Raw genomic sequence first — 20,556 nt, 5'->3', positions numbered from 1 at the left:
TTCTCCCTAAAGAAAGGACGAGTCAGATGGTAGAACGTGAACTTTCCGGTACCGATCTTTGCTTAGTGATGAGCAATGGTGTCGTCGACCGTGAAGCCTATCAATCTTTATATTATTTGTACCAGCCGATCATTGGTGTCAAAGCACTTGGACTCTATCAAACGTTTTGGAGCGAGATGATTCCGGGAAAAACAAAATCCCAATATATCTCCCATGCAGAACTCGGAACGCTACTCGGTTTTTCCGTCGATGAGTTCAAGGAAGAATTATTCAAGCTAGAAGGGATCGGTTTGATTCGGACGTTCGAAGCGCGCCAAGCCGCGTATCGCTACATCTATCAAATCCGGGTGCCGCTTGCGCCAAACACTTTCTTGAATGACGGCGTGTTATCGAGTCTGCTGTTCTACCGTGTCGGTGAAATCCGGTTCCGCTCCCTCCAGCATCGTTTCCGGACAGAACCGCTTCCAAAGAACATCGTTGATCGGACGGTCCGGTTTGATCAAGTGTTCGATGTGAAAGCTGGTCTTGCTTCCGCGCATCAGCCGAAGGCCTATGCGAAACAGGAACGAGCAGTATATGAATTCGATTATTCGTTTGATTTAGAAGAGATGAAACGTCAAACCGATCGCTTTTTGCCACGCTCGTTTTATTCAAAGGCAATCGATCATCTGCTCGTAAAGCTTGCGTACGTCACGCAGTCGAATGAAGCATTGATGGCGGAACTGTTGAACGCCCGTTTCCGTCACGAAGCATACTTGCCGATGACCGATGCTGAGAAACAAGAACGTTGCAAACAGATGATGTTGTCAGCGAAACAAAAACTCAGCCGCGAGAAAAAAGCGAAGGTCGCCTCACTCGATACGATCGAGGTCGGAGACGTCGAAGCGACGGAAACGATGGAAAGCAGCCATCCGAAGCATTATGTCGCGAAGTTGCGGAAGGTCAAAGCGTTATCAGAGCGAGATGAAGAGTTGATCCAACAATTGATCATCGATTATGAGATGTCGTCTGGGATCGTCAATGCCGCCTACTACTATGCGCTCGTCGTCAAAAAAGACAATCGCTTCAGTAAGAACTTCCTCTTATCGATCGTCGATGATTGGAAACAGAAAGGGTACGTGACAGCATCCGAGGCACTGGCGAAGACGCAGGAGCAAGATGATTTGATTGCGAAGAAGCAGGAGCAAAAACAAGAACGAGCGCGTCAGACCGTTGGTGGACGTCGGGGACGGACCAGCAATACGAACGGCGGTCCGAACCCGAAGTGGTTGCAAGAAGAGAAGGCGAAACAGCAACAGTATGAAGCCTCTAAAAAAGCGAGTTTCGAAGCGGATGTTCCAGACGATGAAGAGATGGAACGAATCTTACGAGAACTGAAGGGGAACTAAAGGAGTCGAGACATGGAACATATCCAATCATCTATCGAAAAAATATTAAGTCGACCGGACGTTGCAGAATCGGTTCGAGCGATTCAACAACGGGTGTTGTCTCATCCGGGGGTCGTCATGTTCTTACGGACCCATCCAGAGATCGATCAACGGATGATCGAGCGGGGCATGCTCAAACTGAACGAATACGCGGAACAGATGGATGGGAATCGACTGATCGAAAGTAAAGCCGTCATCGAAGGCTACCAGCCGATCCTGCACGTCGAAAAAGGACAAATCGTCGTTTCGTATGAGAAGTCACAAGCGCTCAAAGACCGAGAAGATGAACGTGCACTTGAGAAAAAATTCAAGAGTCTGTTCCTGCCGGACGAAGTGCGCGATGCGAACTTCAGCGATTTCGACTTGTCGACGACGGACCGGAAGCTCGCTTTACGTGCGGCGTCGCAGTTCCTCAATCATTTGCGCTCAAAAGAGCATGTAAAGGGATTGTACCTGCACGGTAGCTTTGGTGTCGGGAAAACGTATCTCTTGGCTGCAATCGGGAATGCACTGAAGAAAGAACGGATTGCAACGATTCTCGTCCATGCCCCGGGATTCGTTGCTGAAGCGAAACGACGGATCCGGTCGGACTCGTTCGATACGTTCCTTGAAGGATTCCAAACGATTCCAGTCTTGTTGATTGACGATATCGGTGCAGAATCGATCAGTCCGTGGGTAAGGGATGAATTGTTCGGAATCATTTTGCAATACCGCATGATGCATCGTCTGCCGACATTGTTCAGCTCGAACTTATCTTATGATGAACTTGAGCTCCATTTCGGGATTACGAACGATCAAGGTGATAAGTTAAAGGCCGCACGACTGATGGAGCGGATCCGGACGACGACGCAACCGATCGAGTTCCTCGGTGAAAATCGACGTCGCTACTAATTTTCCTTGTCAAGGAAGCGACCGATTCGTTATACTAATGACACGTCAATAGACGATGCAACGATTGAGGATATGAAGTATGAAATGAACCAAACTAGCGAGAGAAGAATGGTGGAAGCTTCTCATGGCATCATTCATATCTTTACTCCCTCATAGCACGAACGGGGCTAATCCGTTTGCGCCTCACGCCCGTTAACGCGTGTTCGAGCCGAACCAACATTGGTCCGGGAACGAGGGTGGTACCACGAGATTAAGACTCGTCCCTTTTTAGGGATGAGTCTTTTTTATTTTGTTAAAGGGGGAAACAGTCATGTCAAACATCGCACTTACATTTCCAGATGGCGCCGTAAAGGAATTCGCAGTCGGTACGACAGCAGAAGAAGTTGCTGCTTCAATCAGCCCAGGACTTCGTAAAAAAGCATTTGCTGCCAAACTAAACGGGCACGCAATCGATTACCGTCGTCCAATCGAAGAGGACGGCACAATCGAATTGATCATGCCGGATTCAGAAGAAGGGCTCGACTTGATTCGTCACTCTTCAGCTCACTTGATGGCACAAGCCATCAAACGTCTGTATCCAGATGAAACGATTCATCTTGGGATCGGACCGACAATCGAGAATGGTTTCTACTATGACATCGATATGGAACGTCGTCTGACAGAAGAAGACTTACCAGAAATCGAGAAAATGATGAATAAAATTGCGGGTGAGAACTTGCCGATCGAACGCGAAGTCGTTTCGCGTGACGAAGCACTTGCAATCTATAAAGAACTCAATGATCCGTTGAAAGTCGAATTGATCGAATCGATTCCTGCTGATCAGGATTTGACGATTTACCGTCAAGGCGAATTCTTCGATCTCTGCCGTGGACCACACGTTCCAGCAACAGCGAAGCTACAAGTCTTCAAATTGATGAGCATTGCTGGTGCTTACTGGCGCGGGGATTCAAAAAACAAGATGTTACAACGGATTTACGGTACAGCATGGGCGACAAAAGATCAGTTGAAACAACATCTCCACTTCCTTGCTGAAGCGAAAGAGCGGGATCACCGTAAACTCGGGAAGGAACTTGGCTTGTTCTTCACTTCTCAAGAAGTCGGTCAAGGACTCCCGATGTGGCTACCAAAAGGAGCAGCGATCCGTCGGACGGTCGAACGTTATATCGTCGATAAAGAACTCGAACTTGGATATGAGCACGTCTATACACCGGTTCTCGGTTCAGTCGATCTATACAAGACATCGGGTCACTGGGATCACTATCAAGATGACATGTTCCCGAAAATGGAGATGGACAATGAAGAACTCGTTCTTCGTCCGATGAACTGTCCACACCACATGATGGTCTACAAGAACGAACCGCGTTCGTACCGTGATTTACCGCTTCGTGTCGCGGAGCTTGGTGGTATGCACCGTTATGAGATGTCTGGTGCCTTGACTGGTCTTCAGCGTGTTCGTTACATGGTCCTTAACGATGGCCATACGTTCGTCCGTCCTGACCAAATGAAAGATGAGTTCAAAGCCATCGTTCACCTCATTCAAGAAGTCTATGCTGACTTCGGAATCACGGATTACAAATTCCGTCTTTCGTACCGTGACCCAGCGGATAAAGAGAAGTACTTCGATAACGATGCGATTTGGGAAATGGCGCAACGTGAGTTGAAAGAAACAATGGATGAGCTTGAACTCGAATATTTCGAAGCAGAAGGCGAAGCTGCCTTCTACGGACCGAAGCTTGACGTTCAAGTTCGGACAGCACTTGGTAAAGATGAGACGCTTTCGACAGTCCAACTCGACTTCCTCTTACCAGAGCGATTCGAATTGACGTACAAAGGAAATGACGGACAAGATCACCGTCCGGTCGTCTTACACCGAGGTGTCGTTTCGACGATGGAACGATTCGTTGCATACTTGATCGAAGAATACAAAGGCGCTTTCCCAACATGGCTCGCACCTGTTCAGGTGAAATTGATTCCGGTTTCTAAAGTGCATGAAGACTATGCCCGTGAAATCAAAGCGATCTTGCTGAAAAAAGGAATTCGTGTCGAAACAGATTTCCGTGACGAGAAACTCGGATACCGGATTCGTGAAGCACAAGTCAACAAAGTACCAGTCATGCTTGTTTTAGGTGACAAAGAAGTCGACTCGCGCGAAGTCAACATTCGTCGCTACGGTTCAAAAGACTCAAGCAATGCATCACTTGAACAATTCGTCGCTGATTTAGAACAAGAAATCGCGAACCGTTCAAAATAATTCTAGCCTCATGAAAGAGTTCGTCCTGCTACTGTAGGGCGGACTTTTTTTTGTGATGTGATACTTAAAAGAAGGGAGCGGCATGCCGATGACAAAGGTAGATCATTCAGCTGAATCTATTCAACATAACCGAAAATTATTTTTCCTTTAATTGGATAAATGCTATAATAAACCTTCATTGGATGGAATGTTTTGAAGGATGGGAAGGAAGTTACAAAAAATGAAACAGACGACTCTTGCTGTTCTCATCGCCTCTGCACTTGTAATCGGTATTCATCCGGGTGAAGCGGATGCGGCGACGACTAAAAAGACATACCGCATCACACCAAAAACAGAAGCGATTGACCCGACGATTCGTAAATATACGACCTATAATGCAAAGACGCGCAACCATTATACGATGCGCTCTTATTTGGAGCGCCTTGAAAAAGAGGGTGGCGGGACACTCGTCTTGACGAAAGGAACATATCTGTCTCCACTACGTGTCGGTATTCCGTCCAATACGACGGTGATCTTGGAAGATGGCGTCATCATCAAGAAGACGACGGAGACAGGAACAACGAAGATTAGTTCAACGACCAGTGTATTTGATCTTGTTGCTCCATCCGTATTGCGTTTGAACAAAAAGGTCGGAAAGTATGATGGCTCACAAAACGTTAAAATCATCGGAAAAGGGAATGCACAAATCGACTTGAATCGATATACGCGTGGTTCAGCGTTCGCTATTGCTCATAATCAAAACTTGTATATTGGTGGCATCACAGTACGGAATCAAAAGGGTTCACATGCAATGGAACTTGATGCGACGAAAAAGGCAGTCATCGAAAACATGAAATTCGTCGACGCCGTCATGATACCGAATACAGGTCCGAATGAATCGATTAATCTCGATACACCAGACCCAATCACAAAGGGATTCAATTGGAAGTGGTCGAAACAAGATGGAACTCCGAATGCAGATATCACGATTCGCAATAACTTGTTCCGTAACATCAACGTGGCAATCGGCACACATCAATATACAGAAAATCGATTACACACGAATGTGCGGATCGAAAAAAATACGATTGATGGAACAAAGGATTATGCGATTTCGATGATGAACTGGAAGAATCCAACGGTCCGTTATAATACGATTCGAAACGTGCACCGGGCGGATGGAAAAGCGATGACGATTCTCGGTAGAGGAGTTGTCGGAGGAACGATTCGCTACAATCGATTTGAAGACGCAGATCGGGCGATTCAAATGCAACCGTTCCAAAGCAATGGCTATGCTCCAATCTATAATACGTTTACGGCAGAGCAAAAACGGTACATGCAACAAAATACAGTCAAGCAGGTTGGACTCGATCAAATCGTCTTATTTAAAAAACTCAATGAGTTCACATATAAAACAGCAGAACGCTACGATTTCATCCCATATTAAGACATAAAAAAAGCACCCAGACTAGCGTCGAGGGTGCTTGTGTCATATTACGAACGCATTTGTTGCAAGAACGGTTCGATATCGACTTGAAGCGCTTCTGATAGTTTCTGACCGAGTGAAGCATCAGCACGGTAGAAGTTGCAGATTGCGAGCAAGACTGTGTTCTCATGGCGAACCTGCTTGAGATCATTGACGAGGTTCTTCAGAAGAGCTGCTTGCTCGTCTTCTGTCAGACGACGGTATACTTCGCCGGCTTGACCGAAGTTGTTCGTCTTCTCGATTTCGAGACGACCGTGTTTATCATCAAGTAACGGCTGGTTTTCTTCCGTATACTCTGGTGTTTCTTTTGGTTCTTCTTGATAACGGTTTGGTTCGTAGTTCACCGGACTCGTTTGCTGACCAACTGGCATTGCACCATCACGTTGGTAGTTGTTCACTTGTGCGAACGGACAGTTGATCGGAAGTTGTTGGTAGTTCGTTCCGATACGGTAGCGTTGTGTGTCTGAGTAAGAGAACAGACGACCTTGTAACAACTTATCTTCAGATGGTAACATCCCTGGAATCAAGACTCCTGGGTTGAAGCCGACAGATTCTGTCTCAGCGAAGTAGTTGTCGACGTTTTTGTTCAGTGTCATCGTACCGACGTGTTGGAACGGGATGACATCTTCAAACCAATCCTTTGTTGCATCGAGCGGATCGAAATCGAACTGATCGACGTCAGCCGGATCGAGCACCTGTACGAACAGATCCCATTCCGGATAATCTCCGTCTTCAATCGCTTGGAACGTATCGTTTGAAGCGTGGTTAAAGTCTTTTCCTTGAATCTCCGTTGCTTCTTCTGCTGAGAGATTATGAATGCCAGCTTTCGGTACCCAGCGTAGTTTAACGTAAACCGTATTGCCATGAGCGTTCACCCATTTGAATGAATGGACGGAAGAACCACGCATTTTACGGTAGCTTGCAGGAATGCCTTCATCCGTAAAGAGGTGCATGAGCATGTTCGTCGATTCCGGACGAAGTGTCATGAAGTCCCAGTAGCGATCAGGATCTTGAATGTTCGTGCGTGGATCTGGTTTAAGTGAATGGACCATATCCGGGAACTTCATAGCATCACGAATGAAGAAGACAGGAAGGTTGTTCCCGACGAAATCCCAGTTTCCTTCTTCTGTATAGAACTTGACAGAGAATCCACGTGGATCGCGGAGTGTCTCTGGAGAATGCGTGCCGTGAATAACAGTCGAGAAACGGGCGAAAACAGGAACTTCTGTCCCTTCTTCTTGTAAAAACGCAGCTTTCGTGTACTTTTTCATTGAGTTTTTGACAGTGAAGACACCGTGAGCACCGAATCCACGAGCGTGTACGACACGCTCAGGTACACGTTCCCGGTCGAAATGGGCCATCTTTTCAATTAGTTGATAGTCTTCTAATAGCGTTGGTCCGCGACGTCCAGCCGTACGTGAATTCTGGTTGTCTCCGATTGGTACACCTTGGTTGGTCGTTAATCGTTTTTCAGTCATCTGTTATTCTCCCCCTTATGTAAGATTAAATTGATTATAAAACAATAATCATTCTAAATAAACAATTTTGCTTGCGAATGTTCTGAATCTTTTTTTCCATGTTAAGAGTGTACCCGTGAAAAACAGGTTAGAAACTTCTTGCTTATCCGTCAAAGGATTGCTATTATAATCAAGTATGTGAGCAACGTTCTGTAAGAACATAGAAAGCGGCTTGACATCACGGGAAAACAAGTGCTATGATAGCAAAGTGAAATGACAACAAAGCAGAAGCATCCCGCTTCTCACCATGTATGACGACTCGTACTGGTTCATCATGAAGATACGCAATGTGTAGCGACTGCTATGCTTTGACGTTCCTTATGAGTGTGGGCGGGAAGAACTGCCGACGCTTTTTTTATAGCGTTTTCTATCATTCATTTTTCGTGCAATGCACGATGGAGGTGCTAACCATTAGCAAAGATCTGTTAATCAATGAAAGCATCCGTGCCCGGGAAGTTCGTCTTATCGGAGCGGATGGTGCTCAACTAGGTGTCCAATCACGCAACGAAGCGCTACGTCTCGCAGAGGAAGCGGAACTTGACCTCGTCATGGTCGCTCCACAAGCGACGCCGCCAGTTTGTAAGATCATGGACTACGGTAAATACCGTTTCGAGATGCAAAAGAAGGACAAAGAAACTCGGAAGAATCAGAAAGTGATTCAGATGAAAGAAGTTCGTCTTAGCCCGACGATCGAGGAGAACGACTTCCAAACGAAATTCCGTAATGCGAAGAAATTCTTGGAGAATGGTAACAAAGTGAAAGCGAGCATTCGTTTCCGCGGTCGTGCCATCACTCACTCGGAAATCGGTAAACGCGTTCTCGAACGCCTCGCAACGGATTTAAGTGAGTTCGGTGTTGTGGAACAGAGACCGAAGATGGAAGGACGCAGCATGTTCCTCGTGCTTGCTCCTAAGAAAGAAGACTAATCGAATCGAAGTAGGAGGGAATCTCTCATGCCTAAAATGAAATCGCACCGCGGTGCTTCTAAACGTTTCAAACGTACTGCTTCTGGCAAATTGAAACGTGGTCGTGCTTACACAAGCCACTTGTTCGGTAACAAATCAACAAAAGCGAAACGTAAATTACGTAAAGCTAGCATGGTATCTACGGGTGACTTCAAACGCATCCGTCACATGATCGCGAAGTAATTTATCCAATCGTATACAGATTTAGGAGGGAATTTATATGCCACGCGTAAAAGGCGGATATACGACTCGTCAACGTCGTAAAAAACAACTCAAATTAGCTAAGGGCTACTACGGCTCGAAACATACACTCTTCAAGGTTGCGAAACAGCAAGTCATGAAATCTCTCATGTACGCTTACCGTGACCGTCGTCAAAAGAAACGTGACTTCCGTCGCCTCTGGATCACTCGGATCAATGCGGCAGCACGTATCAACGGTCTTTCTTACAGCCGCATGATGCATGGTCTTAAATTAGCAGGTATCGACGTTAACCGTAAGATGCTCGCTGACCTCGCAGTTACAGATGCAACTGCATTTGCTTCACTTGCTGACACAGCAAAAGCAAAATTGAACGCTTAAGTTCTACAATTCGTCGGGGAATTTAATTCTCCGACGTTTTTTTCGATTTAATGATAAAATAAGAAGGCACGTCGATGAGACGGTCATATGATTTTTTTAGATAGAAGGAGAATTAAAGATGGATTGGTTGACACTTTTTGAGATGCAAGAACAGTTGGATAAACGGATTCAGTCAGAACATCAATTGACAGGCAATCAATTCGACGAGCGTCTGCTCGCCTTATTGGTCGAACTCGGTGAACTTGCGAACGAGACACGTTGCTTTAAGTTCTGGTCGAAGAAGGGACCATCCGCTCAAGTCACAATTCTTGAGGAATATGTCGATGGCGTCCATTTTCTACTCTCACTAGGTCTAGCACTTGATTACAAGAAAAGTCATTTTACTGAAGGTGACTTCTATTTGACAGCAACAGATGCTTTTTTAGACGTCTATAACAAAACGAACGTCTTTGCGATTTCGCGGACGGAACAAAGTTATGATGTTCTGATTGGTGCATACCTTGCATTAGGTGCTACACTAGGCTTTACACAGGATATGATTTTCAAGGCTTACATTTCTAAAAATGAAGCAAACCATGTGCGACAAGACAACGGTTACTAAGGAGGAAATCAGATGAACGAACAATTACATATGCTAAAACGTCTCACGGACGCAACAGGTGTACCGGGAAACGAAAAAGAAGTCCGGAGCCTCATGCGTGAATATCTAGAACCTCATGCAGAAGCATTCCACCAGGATGGTCTCGGTAGTCTCTTTGCTGAACATAAAGGCGCAGGCGAAGATGCACCACGTGTATTGATTGCGGGTCACATGGATGAAGTCGGATTCATGGTCACGAAGATTGATGAAAAAGGATTCCTTCGTTTCCAACCACTCGGCGGTTGGTGGGGTCAGGTCCTCTTGGCACAGCGTATGAATATTGTGACGTCATCTGGTGAAGTCATTCCAGGTGTAATCGGTGCAAAACCACCTCATGTTTTACCACCGGAAGCGCGCAATAAGCCGGTCGACATTAAAGAGATGTTCATCGATATCGGTGCTTCATCAAAAGAAGAAGTCGACGGTTGGGGAATTCGTCCGGGCGATACGGTCGTTCCACATTGCGAATTTACTGTGATGAAAAATGAGAACTTCTTGATGGCAAAAGCGTGGGACAACCGGATTGGTTGTGCCATCGCAATCGAAGCAATCAAGCGCTTAAAAGCAGACGGACATCCGAACACGATTTTCGCGGGAGCGACTGTTCAGGAAGAAGTCGGGTTACGTGGGGCTCAAACTGTCGCACACCTACTCAAACCATCGATCGCCTTTGCTGTCGATACAGGTATCCCGGGTGATACGCCAGGAATGACCGATCGTGAAGCATTGTCGAAATTAGGTGAAGGCGTTCAAGTCATCATGTTCGACGCGTCGATGATCGCACATCGTGGATTGATCGATTTCGTGACGAAAGTCGCAACAGAAGAAAATATCAAGTATCAACTGGACTTAACACCAGGTGGCGGAACGGATGCAGCGAAGTTCCACTTATCGAATACAGGGGTTCCATCGCTTGCCTTGACTGTACCGATCCGTTACCTACACACGAACGTCTCAATCATGCATAAAGCCGATTTCGAAGCAGCCGTCGATTTAGTCGTTGCTGTGACAAAACGTCTGGATGCGGAGACTGTCCAAGCGATCTACGAGGGGTAATAAAACAATGAAGCACATCGCATCAGCAAAGAACGAAATCGTTAAACAATGGAAGAAACTCTTAACGAAAAAAGGACGTCTGCAGACGAACCGTTTCTTGATTGAAGGAGAACATCTGATTGAAGAAGCTGTTCGCGCCGGAATCGTTAAGGAATTGATCGTGCGTGAATCGTACCAAGTACCCGGTTCTTGGAAACGAAATGCCGATGTCTTTACGATCGATGAAGCCGTCATCAAAGTACTGGCTGAAACGGAAACGTCGCAAGGCATCTTCGCTGTCTGTGAGATGAAACAAGCTTCGGCACAATTAGAGCGAGGACGCTATTTGTTGCTCGATCGTCTGCAAGATCCAGGGAACGTCGGGACGATGATTCGGACAGCTGACGCAGCTGGATTCGATGGGGTCGTCGTCGGACCGGGAACAGTTGACGTCTATAACGGAAAAGTCATCCGTGCGACGCAAGGATCGCTGTTCCACCTACCGGTCATCTCCATGCCGCTCGAAGAGGCAGTCAATGCCCTGCACGAACAAGGAATTGCGGTAATCGGCACGGCGTTAGAAGGAGCGACGTCTTATCAAGCGATCGCACCGATGGATGCACTCGGTTTAATCATCGGAAACGAAGCACAAGGCGTTGCGCCAGAATTGCTCTCTTACTGTGATGAGCGTGCCTACATCCCGATTCGTGGTAAAGCGGAGTCATTGAATGCGGCAGTAGCGGCTGGCATTTTGCTCTATCATTTTGCAAGCGTGGATTGAAACCGACAAGCGTTCATGCTAAAGTGAACATCAGGAATACATCATGGACGTTGATGGAACAGAGTACGTTAGGGAATGATTCAATCAGGGAGAAGCGGTCGTAGACTGAAAACTGCTTCGTGAATCTGCTAACCGAATTCACTCCGGAGTCGCACGAGAGATCGTGACGGGATGCGCCCGTTATCGCGCAATTGGAGGACTTTTCGATTGAAGAGTCAAACAAGGGTGGTACCACGGTGTTTACATCGTCCCTTCGGCATTTGCCGGAGGGGCGTTTTTTTATATCTTCAACTAAAGGAGTGGGAAAGATGCGCGAGCAATTAGAAGCATTACGCGATGAAGCGTTGACATTAGTCGATCAGGCAACAACACAAAAAGATCTCAATGACGTCCGAGTCAAGTATCTCGGGAAAAAGGGACCAATCACGGAAGTATTACGAGGAATGGGAAAGTTATCAGCGGAAGAGCGACCAGTCGTCGGTGAAATCGCAAATACGGTCCGTCAAGCGATCCAAGAGCAATTGGAACAACGTCTGACAGCTGTCAAACAACAAGAAATGGATGCGAAACTGGCAGCGGAAGCAATTGACGTCACGTTACCAGGACGTCCGAAAAAGGTTGGTCATGCGCACCTCTTGCAACAGGTGACGGATGAGATCGAAGACATCTTCGTCGGACTCGGTTATACGATTGCCGAAGGTCCAGAAGTCGAGCAAGATCTGTTCAACTTCGAGATGTTGAATTTACCGAAGGATCACCCGGCACGTGATATGCAAGACTCGTTCTACATCACGGAAGAAATTTTGATGCGAACGCATACGTCACCGGTTCAAGCACGGACGATGCTTGCTTCTAAAGGTGAACCAATTCGCATTCTTTGCCCAGGTAAAGTCTACCGTCGAGACGAAGACGATGCGACGCACTCGCACCAATTCATGCAAGTCGAAGGACTCGTCGTCGGAGAATCGATTTCGATGGCAGACTTAAAAGGAACGCTTGAAGCCTTCGCGAAGCAGATGTTCGGTGAAGCACGTGAAGTCCGTTTACGCCCAAGTTTCTTCCCGTTCACAGAGCCGTCTGTTGAAGTCGACGTCTCGTGCTTCAAATGTGGCGGTAAAGGATGCAACATCTGTAAACAAACGGGTTGGATTGAAATTCTGGGTGCGGGAATGGTTCATCCTCACGTTCTCGAAATGGCCGAATATGATAGCACAAAAATGTCAGGATTCGCATTCGGGATGGGGATCGAACGGATTGCCATGTTGAAGTACGGTGTCGATGATATTCGTCACTTCTATACGAATGACGTTCGCTTCAGCGAACAGTTTTAAGGGGGAACGCAGATGTTAGTCTCAAAACAATGGTTGAACGAATATGTGGATGTCAGTCACACATCAGGACAAGACTTAGCTGATTTGATTACAAAGAGCGGAATCGAAGTCGAAGGCGTCGATGTCCGGGATGAAGCGTTAAACAACATCGTCGTCGGACGTGTGTTAACGAAAGAAAAACATCCAGAAGCAGATAAATTGAATGTCACGACGGTCGACATCGGTCAAGACGAACCGGTCCAAATCGTGTGTGGTGCACCGAACGTCGAAGCCGGACAAGATGTCATCGTCGCACGCGTCGGCGCTCGCCTGCCAGGTATTAAAATCAAACGTGCCAAATTGCGCGGTGTCGTCTCAGAAGGGATGATCTGTTCACTCGAAGAACTCGGATTCGAAAAGAAATATATCCGAGAAGATGAGCAGGACGGGATCCATACGTTCCGTGAACCAGTCACACCAGGACAAGACGTTTTGGAGTTACTCGGTCTACGTGATGAAATCCTCGAACTTGGATTAACGCCGAACCGTTCGGACTGCCTCAGCATGTATGGTGTCGCATACGAAGTGGCTGCGCTTTACGATACGACACCGACTTTCCCGGTCGTTGAAGTCAACGAAGCAGAAACTGCGACGGCAGTCGACGTGACGCTTGATTCAGAGGACTGCCCGTTCTACGCGGCACGAGAAATTCAAGGCGTGACGATTCAAGAGTCACCGACTTGGTTAAAAAACCGCTTGATCGCGAACGGCATTCGTCCGATCAACAACGTCGTCGACGTTACGAACTTCGTCTTACTCGAGACAGGTCAACCGCTACATTCGTTCGATGCTGAAAAACTCGGAAACCGGATCGTCGTGCGTCAAGCGCACGCAGGAGAGTCGTTTACGACGCTCGACGAAGTAGAGCGGACGCTCGATTCTTCGATGCTCGTCATCACAGACGGTGAACGTCCGGTCGCGCTTGCTGGTGTCATGGGTGGAGCGAATACCGAAGTCGATGAAAACACGACATCGATCATTTTAGAATCAGCTTACTTCGCACCGATTTCCGTCCGGAAGACGAGCCGTGTTCTTGGACTTCGCTCGGACTCAAGTGCTCGTTTCGAAAAGGGTGTTGATCCACGTCGTGTCTTGTTAGCACTCGATCGGGCTGCAACTTTGATTGCTGAACTCTCGGGTGGAACGGTTCAGGCTGGTGTCGCTCAAGCAGGAACGCTCGAGCTTGACGATCACTTGATTGAAGCGAGTGTCTCGTACATCAATCACCGTCTTGGTATGGAGATTGAAGGAACGGTCATGCAAACGTTACTCGAACGTCTTGGTCTCGGTGTTGAATTATCGGGTGATGCCTTGACAGTTAGCGTACCGACTCGCCGCCAAGACTTGAAAATTCCAGCTGATTTAGCGGAAGAAGTCGCTCGTCTCTACGGATATGATGCACTGACTTCAAGCTTACCGTCTGAAGCGAGCCGTGGCTTCTTACCAAAACGGAACATTCACCGTCGTCATTTACGCCGGACATTGCAGGGAGCAGGTCTTTCGCAAGCCATCACGTATTCATTGACGAGCGAACAACGCGCGATGCAATTCAATGAACGAGAAGATTTGCATCCGGTCAAACTGGCGATGCCAATCAGTGAAGCACGTTCGACACTGCGGACGTCACTCATTCCGGGACTCCTTGAAGTCGCGCAGCATAACGTCGCACGACAGCATGCCGATGTCGCGTTTTATGAACTCGGCAGTGTTTATCTGCAACGGGATGCGTCACTTGAGACACTCCCGATTGAACAAGAAATGATCGGTGGCGTCGCAGTCGGTGTGTCAGAACAACACCGTGCGCACGGAACGCTCGTCAAAACAGATTTCTTCGTCATGAAAGGAATCGTCGAGACACTCGCTTCTGCAGTCGGTGTTACGTTGACGTTCGAGGCAGCGAGCATTCCATCGATGCACCCAGGACGGACGGCGCGCATTTTGCTTGACGGAGAAGCGATCGGATTCGTCGGTCAAGTGCATCCTGGTCTGTCAAAAGAACAGTATGGTCTAAAAGAAGTGTACGTCTTTGAATTAGAGGCGATGGCACTACGTTCGAAAGAAGAGCAGGTCTACTCGGAAATTTCACGTTTCCCATCAATGACACGCGACTTAGCTATCGTCGTCGAGCGATCAGTGACGGCGCAATCCATCGTCGATGTCATGACGGAAGCAGCCGGTCCACTTCTTCAGACGATCGAATTGTTTGATGTCTACACGGGTGAGAACGTCGGAGAGAATGAAAAATCATTCGCTTTCTCCCTCCGTTATCAAAACAAAGAACGGACGTTAGTCGATGAAGAAATCACGACAGCGCAACAGCGAGTCGTAGATGCAGTGAAAGAAACGTTCAATGCGGAACTTCGCGCATAATCAGGATAAACAAACAGCCGCTTTCCTTTCAGAGGAAGGCGGCTATTTTCGTTTGACGACAGATTCAAGAAGCAAGTTCTTCTGTTTCAGATGACGCAGCTTGTCGTTTCGTAAAGGTGAAATACAGTAGACCACTTACGAGAACGATCAGACTACAGGACAAGAACATATTGGAATAGCCGATACCGCTTGCGACCGTAGCAAGAATCAAGGCACCGATTCCAAAACCTGTGTCGTAAGCAAGGAAAAAGGTCGAGATGGCTTTCCCTTTCTGTGCGGGAGGTGCGAAGTTCAAAAGGACAGTTTGAAGTCCCGGGAAGATGGAAGCAGAACCGATACCAATGATGATGGCAGCAGTCAATAAACCAGCAAACGAAGGATACATGCCGAGAATGACAAAGCCAATCATATAAAGGGTATACGAGGGCAACAGCACGAATGCAGCACCTCGCTGATCAAACAATTTTCCGGCAATTGGTCGAATCCCGACCATTCCGAGAGCGACTAACGCATAAAAATAAGAAGCATATGCGATATGTCCAATCGAGTCCGTATACAGTGAGATGAACGCTGATGTACTAGAAATCGCAACGCCTGCCAAAAGAGTCGCCACCAACAAAAGCGGACGTGATAAGAAGAGGGATTGGCTTAGACGAAACGCGGACGTACTTGGAACATGTTGACTCGTCAGCGGTAGACGCATCATTAACAACAAGGCGATGACTGCTAGGGCAGCAACTGTCACGAAGTACAGAACGAATGCTTTTTCTTGAATAAAGGCAAGACCGATGACAGGACCAAGGACGGATGCCAAGTTCATCGAAAGGACGAAATACCCCATACCTTCGCCTTGACGTGTCTTTGGAATCAATGTCGTGACGGCGAGGCTGATCGAAGAAGATAACATCCCGAAACTAAATCCGTGGATGATACGGATGATGATTAGATAGAAAAATGATTCCAAAGGTAGGACGAGCATGTAGCAGATACTCATGACTGTAAAGAGACTTGCAGAGATCATTAAGACGCGCTTTAAGTCGTAACGATCTAACCAGTGACCAATCAATGGACGAGAACAGACGGTTGCCAGGATGAAACTCGTCACGATCCACCCGAGTGCTGAAGCGGAGACTGGAAACTGTTTAGCAGCGAGTAAAGGAAGTGAGGCATTGAGTAGATAAAACGTGATGAAGAGCAATAGGTTAATGATCAGCGTCATGATGTAATGACGCGAGAATAACCGAGCGGTCATGAAGATTCCTCCTGTCGATGTAGAGTAAGTAGGTGCGTCATCCATTCACCAAGCTGTTGCTGATCGGTAAGGGAGAAGGAGGCGAGTAAGCGTTGGTGGGTCTCTTGGACCGCAGCATCGATTTGGTCGAACCGTTCATTGGCTAAAGGTGTCAACGAGACAAAGTGTGTTCGTCCTTCTTTTATCCGAGTGATGAAACCAAGCGTCTCAAGACGTGAGACGGTTTTCGTCACAGCTGGTTTTTCAATGATTAAATAATCGGCCAGTTGGACTTGTGAAACAGGTTGTAGTAATGCGACTGCTTTTATTAGTGCCCATTGACCCGTATGTAACGAGTAGGGAAGCAAGGTAGCATCAATTTCTCGTTTAACGAGACGTGAGACTTTTGATAGTTGTCCGAGTACATCTTCTTGTGTGTAGAGCATCCTATTTCTCCTTTTAGTTAACTAGTTAACTTTAAGAGTGTATCAAAGCTGACTAAGAGGTGCAAGGGAAGAAACACTCGTTTCGTGCATTGAAGAGAATAATTTTCTAGCATGATAAAAGATTAAGCAAGTCTTAAAGCGGGTATGTTCCGTAAAAGAGTATTTGATTTACTTGAAACAGTGGATACAACTGCTGATGTGATCGGTTGACTAATTCATCTTGACATAGAGAAGAGACAAGAAGGGAAGAGTACATCATGAATCGACTAGCGAAGCTCCTGACTGAACTATTACCATTCACTATAAAGGAAGCAATCAATCCACTCATTTCGAATATCGCAACCGATTCGCGACAAATCACACCTGGCGGATTATTCATCTGTATCAACGGCTACACGGTTGATGGTCACGATTATATCAATCAGGCAATCGAAAACGGGGCTGTGGCGATTTTAGCTGAACGATCGTTTCTGGATTGCCCGATTCCCGTCATTACTGTGCCGGATACGAAACGACTTGCAGGTCAAGTCGCGAATCGCTTTTACGATCAACCGAGTCAAAAAATGCGCGTCTACGGTGTAACCGGAACGAACGGAAAAACGACGACGACGAAATTGGCGTATGATCTCTTTCGAGCAACAGGTATAAAAGCCGGCATGATCAGCACGGTCGGTGCACGAATTGATGAGGAACTCATTGAGACGCCGAATACGACGCCTGAAGCCATCATCTTACATCGACTGTTGTATGAAATGGTTGAAAAAGGCGTGACGGATTGCATCATTGAAGTGTCCTCTCACGCATTAGCTGAAGGTCGAGTCGAAGGAGTGTCTTTCCACTCGGCGGCATTTACGAACCTGACGCATGATCATCTGGATTACCACCATTCAATGGAGGATTACGCCAAGACGAAAGCGTTGTTGTTTCAACAAGTCGCTGCGTCAAATGGTCGGACTATCGTCTTGAATCGAGAAGATGGTTGGAGTCGCGTCATGCGAGAAGCTGCGCCTTTACAACCTGTCATCTGGTATACGACGCAACCACATCGGACGTCACAAATCGCGGTCGAATGGTTAACAGACACCGTCAATGTGCGGATCGACGAGACGACGACACGTGTGCCGACAGCTTTACTAGGTGAATTCAATGCAGCGAATTTAGCGGCAGCGATGGGATTGTTGCGGGCAGGCGATGCTAATCTCTATACGTTGATTCGTCACATTCCAGAACTGGAATTGCCGAAAGGGCGACTCGAACGACTGGACTGGGCACCTTGTGAGGTTTATATCGATTATGCCCATACACCGGATGGTCTAGAAAAATGTTTACAGGCACTCACTTCTTCCGGAGAGTCGCTATCGGTCGTTTTAAGCGCAGCTGGAGAGCGTGATCGAACGAAACGAGCGGAGATGGGGCGAATCGCAAGCAAATATTGTGAACACATCATCGCAACGGTCCATGATGCGAGGACAGAGAATCCGGATCGAATCATCGAAGAACTAATCGTCGATATTCCACGTGAACACTTAGTAGGGTGCCATACATCCCGTCACGAAGCGCTCGTACAAGCAGCGCATCTGGCGCACGAAGGAAAACGCATCGTCATCGTCGGGAAAGGTCATGATGAGGTAGAACGAATCGGTACAAAAACGATTCCTTTTAATGAAAAACACATACTTCTTGCGGAATTAGAACGACTGTCTGAAGGGGAGTCCGTCATTTAAAAAAACCGATCATTCCGTTAAGGTCATGGTCGGTTTCGTTTCGCAGCTAGTTGTTGTGCCTTTTTCGTATTTGCAAAATGGGCTTTCGTCCAGTCACGAAGTTTATCAGCTCCATAACGTAAAATCAGTGAAGCGGCGACTTGATCGACCTTGGCACCAGCACCTTTCGGAATGACGACACCGGTTGTTTCACTCAAGTTGTCCATCTCCTTCAAAAAGATGGCGCGAGCAATGATCGATGAGGCAGCGACGGCGACATGGAGTTGCTCCGCCTTGGTCGAGAAGTAGACATTTTCTCGAACGGGATTGACGACACCAGACAAGTGTTTATAGTAAACGGTCTTTTCAGCGAACTGATCAATCAAGATCGCTTCTGGTTTCGTCTCCAGTTGGTCAAGCAGTCGCTCGAGTACATCATTATGCATCAGGGCAGTCATCTTTCCTTGTGTCATCGTGCGTTGCATTTGATTGTATTCTGGATTGTGCAGGATACGATATGTGTACGGAATGACAGCATGGAGATCACGGGCGATTTTTCGAATCTCCGTGTCATTCAAGTGCTTGGAGTCCCGAACACCGAGTTCGTGAAGAAGTGCAATCTGCTTTCGATCAACGAAGGAAGCGACGACGACGAGTGGACCGAAGAAATCGCCTTTTCCAACTTCGTCACTGCCAGCAACGGACCATTCTGCAAAACCATTTGGTAACGTTGAAACAAGTGGTTCCTTCGATTTAGTCGGTGTAGCCGTGCCGAAGCGTGAAGCGATGGTTTCAGCTTCGGTTCCTTGAAACATCACTTTTCCAGAATTGTAAATCGTGATGACACATCCAGGTATTTTAGCTGCGAACCGGGCATACGGTGGACTCTTCGTCTGCCCTTGTTTAAACTCTTGTATGACGAGGTCTTGCTTTTCTTTAGATAAGCGTAAAACGGTAGTTCCCACGAGATAACCTCCCTTTCCGGGATTAAGCATACCATCCTTAAGACCGATGGGGGACTTCTTTTCCTAAAACGAAAATGATGGTACTATATGAAAGAAGCAAAGTATGAGGAGGACAGAAAAATGGCTGATTCAGAAGGGTTGAACCGGACGACGATTCATATCGCAGGCAATGATTATACGATTGTCGGAACGGAGTCGCCAGAACACGTACGCGAAGTGGGTCTCCTCGTCGATACGAAAATTCGAGAAATCCGAGAACAAGCACCACAACTCGACGTTCGTCAAATCGCCGTCCTAGCGGCGCTTAATATTGGTAGTGATTACGTAAAAATAAAAAAGAATTTGGGTGAACTATAAACTATGATTTCTTTCGTTATCTTATTACTTCTCGCCTTAGGCGTCATGACGGGTGTCCGACGGGGAGTCGTATTGCAGGCCGGGCATTTGCTCAGCCTGATCATTTCCTTCATCGTCGCCTTGTCGTTCTATGAGGAACTGGCGACGAAATTCCGTTTGTGGGTTCCATATCCGTCGACACTGGATGATGCGGGAATCGACTTGACGATGTTCGCAATTCCAAGTTCAGCACGACTCGATGAGGTGTTCTACAAAGCCTTTTGGTTCGTCGTCCTGTTCTTTGGTACAAAAATCATCTTAGCAATCTTGTTATCGATGTTTGATTCGTTGACGAACATTCCGATTTTAAAACAAGTCAAAGGATTATTAGGTGGCGTCTTTGGCTTCATCGAGATGTACATCTTCATTTTCTTACTCTTGTTCCTCGCAGCATTCGTTCCGATTCAGTCGATACAGGATGCCATTGCAGACTCGAGTTTGGCAAGTTTCATCATCCAACATACACCGCTCCTTGCGAATTGGCTGATGGATCAAGTTGGATTGATAAAATAAACATGCTCCC

General features: G+C 47.1%; 19 protein-coding genes. 15 read left to right on the top strand and 4 right to left on the bottom strand.

The features are described 5' to 3' along the window. The first annotated feature begins 26 nt into the window (after positions 1-26). From K7G97_RS12180 to K7G97_RS12165, 4 genes are all read left to right on the top strand, one after another. Positions 27-1,388 (top strand): replication initiation and membrane attachment family protein, encoded by a 1,362-nt coding sequence (locus K7G97_RS12180; protein WP_223040679.1) that lies wholly within the window; start codon positions 27-29, stop codon positions 1,386-1,388. Between the two features lie 12 nt (positions 1,389-1,400). Then, on the top strand, positions 1,401-2,318 hold the full coding sequence (gene dnaI, locus K7G97_RS12175; RefSeq protein WP_023469020.1) for a primosomal protein DnaI: 918 nt from the start codon (positions 1,401-1,403) through the stop codon (positions 2,316-2,318). 310 nt (positions 2,319-2,628) lie between these two features. Further along, positions 2,629-4,569, top strand: a complete 1,941-nt coding sequence (gene thrS / locus K7G97_RS12170; RefSeq protein WP_223040678.1) for a threonine--tRNA ligase — start codon at positions 2,629-2,631, stop codon at positions 4,567-4,569. Positions 4,570-4,789: 220 nt separating this feature from the next. After that, the gene (locus tag K7G97_RS12165) at positions 4,790-5,995 is read left to right on the top strand and encodes a glycoside hydrolase family protein (protein ID WP_223040677.1); all 1,206 of its coding nucleotides are present in this window, start codon (positions 4,790-4,792) and stop codon (positions 5,993-5,995) included. 47 nt (positions 5,996-6,042) lie between these two features. On the opposite strand, the gene K7G97_RS12160 is transcribed toward K7G97_RS12165, so the two are convergent. After that, a complete protein-coding gene (locus tag K7G97_RS12160) occupies positions 6,043-7,512 on the bottom strand; it encodes a catalase (protein ID WP_223040676.1) in 1,470 nt (489 codons plus the stop codon). Between the two features lie 434 nt (positions 7,513-7,946). Here K7G97_RS12160 and infC point away from each other — a divergent pair, with 434 nt between their 5' ends. The 8 genes from infC to pheT all read left to right on the top strand — a co-directional run bounded on the left by infC (position 7,947) and on the right by pheT (position 15,292). After that, a complete protein-coding gene (infC, locus tag K7G97_RS12155; RefSeq protein WP_029342318.1) occupies positions 7,947-8,477 on the top strand; it encodes a translation initiation factor IF-3 in 531 nt (176 codons plus the stop codon). Positions 8,478-8,504: 27 nt separating this feature from the next. Continuing rightward, a complete protein-coding gene (gene rpmI, locus K7G97_RS12150) occupies positions 8,505-8,699 on the top strand; it encodes a 50S ribosomal protein L35 (RefSeq protein ID WP_023469015.1) in 195 nt (64 codons plus the stop codon). A gap of 37 nt (positions 8,700-8,736) precedes the next feature. Further along, entirely contained in the window at positions 8,737-9,096 is a 360-nt protein-coding gene (gene rplT / locus K7G97_RS12145) for a 50S ribosomal protein L20 (protein WP_012371057.1), read from the top strand. A 118-nt stretch (positions 9,097-9,214) separates the two neighbouring features. Beyond that, positions 9,215-9,697: a dUTP diphosphatase gene (locus K7G97_RS12140; protein ID WP_023469014.1), complete on the top strand. Its 483-nt coding sequence runs from the start codon at positions 9,215-9,217 to the stop codon at positions 9,695-9,697. 12 nt (positions 9,698-9,709) lie between these two features. Next, positions 9,710-10,792, top strand: a complete 1,083-nt coding sequence (locus K7G97_RS12135) for a M42 family metallopeptidase (protein ID WP_087681222.1) — start codon at positions 9,710-9,712, stop codon at positions 10,790-10,792. Next, on the top strand, positions 10,767-11,552 hold the full coding sequence (locus tag K7G97_RS12130) for a TrmH family RNA methyltransferase (RefSeq protein ID WP_396133877.1): 786 nt from the start codon (positions 10,767-10,769) through the stop codon (positions 11,550-11,552). Before K7G97_RS12135 ends, K7G97_RS12130 begins: the two co-directional genes overlap by 26 nt. Positions 11,553-11,860: 308 nt before the next feature. Further along, on the top strand, positions 11,861-12,883 hold the full coding sequence (gene pheS / locus K7G97_RS12125) for a phenylalanine--tRNA ligase subunit alpha (protein WP_035396564.1): 1,023 nt from the start codon (positions 11,861-11,863) through the stop codon (positions 12,881-12,883). 12 nt (positions 12,884-12,895) lie between these two features. Next, on the top strand, positions 12,896-15,292 hold the full coding sequence (gene pheT / locus K7G97_RS12120) for a phenylalanine--tRNA ligase subunit beta (RefSeq protein WP_223040675.1): 2,397 nt from the start codon (positions 12,896-12,898) through the stop codon (positions 15,290-15,292). Between the two features lie 64 nt (positions 15,293-15,356). Here pheT and K7G97_RS12115 read toward each other — a convergent pair whose 3' ends face one another. Next, a complete protein-coding gene (locus K7G97_RS12115) occupies positions 15,357-16,544 on the bottom strand; it encodes an MFS transporter (RefSeq protein WP_223040674.1) in 1,188 nt (395 codons plus the stop codon). After that, positions 16,541-16,969, bottom strand: coding sequence for a MarR family winged helix-turn-helix transcriptional regulator (locus K7G97_RS12110; RefSeq protein ID WP_214746556.1), 429 nt, complete (start codon positions 16,967-16,969; stop codon positions 16,541-16,543). The genes K7G97_RS12115 and K7G97_RS12110 overlap by 4 nt, the downstream gene beginning before the upstream one ends. Before the next feature lie 257 nt (positions 16,970-17,226). Here K7G97_RS12110 and K7G97_RS12105 point away from each other — a divergent pair, with 257 nt between their 5' ends. Beyond that, the gene (locus K7G97_RS12105; RefSeq protein ID WP_223040673.1) at positions 17,227-18,693 is read left to right on the top strand and encodes a UDP-N-acetylmuramoyl-L-alanyl-D-glutamate--2,6-diaminopimelate ligase; all 1,467 of its coding nucleotides are present in this window, start codon (positions 17,227-17,229) and stop codon (positions 18,691-18,693) included. A gap of 23 nt (positions 18,694-18,716) precedes the next feature. On the opposite strand, the gene rnhC is transcribed toward K7G97_RS12105, so the two are convergent. Further along, on the bottom strand, positions 18,717-19,637 hold the full coding sequence (gene rnhC, locus K7G97_RS12100) for a ribonuclease HIII (protein ID WP_223040672.1): 921 nt from the start codon (positions 19,635-19,637) through the stop codon (positions 18,717-18,719). 120 nt (positions 19,638-19,757) lie between these two features. Between rnhC and zapA the strand changes: the two genes are divergently transcribed. Together zapA and K7G97_RS12090 are read left to right on the top strand one after the other, a co-directional pair. Beyond that, the gene (gene zapA / locus K7G97_RS12095) at positions 19,758-19,994 is read left to right on the top strand and encodes a cell division protein ZapA (protein ID WP_029342308.1); all 237 of its coding nucleotides are present in this window, start codon (positions 19,758-19,760) and stop codon (positions 19,992-19,994) included. 3 nt (positions 19,995-19,997) lie between these two features. Then, positions 19,998-20,546: a CvpA family protein gene (locus tag K7G97_RS12090; RefSeq protein ID WP_214805256.1), complete on the top strand. Its 549-nt coding sequence runs from the start codon at positions 19,998-20,000 to the stop codon at positions 20,544-20,546. Positions 20,547-20,556 lie beyond the last annotated feature (10 nt).

The organism is Exiguobacterium acetylicum, assembly GCF_019890935.1.
Taxonomy (GTDB): Bacteria; Bacillota; Bacilli; order Exiguobacteriales; family Exiguobacteriaceae; genus Exiguobacterium_A; species Exiguobacterium_A abrahamii.
This window is presented reverse-complemented; position numbering and strand designations above follow the sequence as displayed.